Source organism: Mycobacterium sp. E2497 (assembly GCF_001668695.1).
Lineage (GTDB): Bacteria > Actinomycetota > Actinomycetes > Mycobacteriales > Mycobacteriaceae > Mycobacterium.
Window position 1 is genome coordinate 1 of record NZ_LZKD01000259.1, and the last position, 823, is coordinate 823.

The 823-nt window shown below is 67.0% G+C and carries 1 protein-coding gene; it reads left to right on the forward strand.

All coding sequences use genetic code 11. The annotated features are described in order from the left end of the window. Positions 1-125 precede the first annotated feature (125 nt). Positions 126-823, forward strand: a 698-nt coding sequence (locus A5713_RS24505; protein ID WP_197516471.1) for a glycosyltransferase, incomplete at its 3' end; no start/stop codon positions are given.

The window sequence follows — 823 nt, forward strand, 5'->3', positions numbered from 1 at the left end:
CAAGCCTGCGGACAGCATCACCAAGACCGCCGAACTTCTGGAAAACTTCGCGCGCGTGGGACGGATTGGGTGAGGAGCCATACCCCCGACGTCGCCGGTGCACGGCAACTGCAAGGCTAGGACCCGTGACGAAATTCGTTCTCGCCGGGTATGGAACGCGCGGCGACATCGAGCCTTTGGCGGCTGTTGGCCGCGAGCTGGTGCGCCGAGGGCACGACGTGGCCATGGCGGTCCCGCCGGAATTGGTGGGCTTCGCCGAGTCCGCCGGGCTCGCGGCGGTCCCGTACGGCCCGGAACTGCATGATTTCCTCGACGAGGAGTTCCTTCGCAACATGTGGGCGGAGTTCTTCCGGAACATCTGGACGGTCCGCAGCCCGATCAGGTTGATGCGCAAGGTGTGGGAGCCCCTGATCCGGCATTGGGGCGAGGTGAACACCACGCTGACGTCGCTTGCGGCCGGCGCCGACCTGCTCTGCACCGGCCTGAATTTCGAGCAGGCCGCCGCCAACGTCGCCGAGTTCTACGGCATTCCGCTGGCGACACTGCATCACTTCCCGATGCGGGCCAACGGCCAGCTCGTTCCGCGCGTGCCGGCGCCGCTGTTCCGCTCCAGCATGAAGACGGTCGAGTGGTTGTTTTGGCGGTCGACGAAGCGAGTCGAGAACGCACAGCGCCGCGAACTCGGCCTGTCCGCGGCCACGGTCGCCTCGCCGCGCCGGATCGCCGAACGCGGGTCACTGGAAATCCAGGCCTATGACGAGGTGTGTTTCCCCGGCTTGGCCGCCGAGTGGGCGAAATGGGGCGGCCAACGGCCGTTCGTGGG